This is a genomic window from Vibrio sp. 14G-20 (assembly GCF_026241515.1).
Classification (GTDB): Bacteria; Pseudomonadota; Gammaproteobacteria; order Enterobacterales; family Vibrionaceae; genus Vibrio.
Genome location: NZ_JAPHPW010000073.1, coordinates 1 through 329, shown reverse-complemented (window position 1 = coordinate 329; position 329 = coordinate 1). Strand labels below are relative to the sequence as shown.

Genomic DNA, 329 nt, shown 5'->3' with positions numbered 1-329 from the left:
CGATTGACCGTTTTTGTCATCACGTTCATTGGCGTTGCAAACTTGGTTATAGCTAAACAGCCTTAAAAGCTTGGCGGTGATATAACACCGCCCAAGCTATCCTCACTAGCTTATTGGCTAATGCGACTACCACTACATTAAATGGTTTGGTGGCTCGTAGGTTCACAAGCCATTCTCCAAACACTTTCCCTGTCGTCTCTAGTCTAGAGAGTACAGCCCTTGCGCCATGGATAAACAGAGTTCTGAGGTGTTTATTCCCTCGTTTACTCATACCAAGTAGCTTGGTCTTTCCTCCCGTTGAGAATTGCCTTGGCACAAGCCCCAACCAA

Annotated in this window: 1 protein-coding gene; it reads right to left on the bottom strand. The window is 46.2% G+C overall.

Features of this window, described 5'->3' with window-relative positions:
* Positions 1–52: 52 nt before the first annotated feature.
* A partial coding sequence (locus OQJ75_RS22490) for a transposase (protein ID WP_265974986.1) occupies positions 53–329 on the bottom strand: 277 nt, incomplete at its 5' end.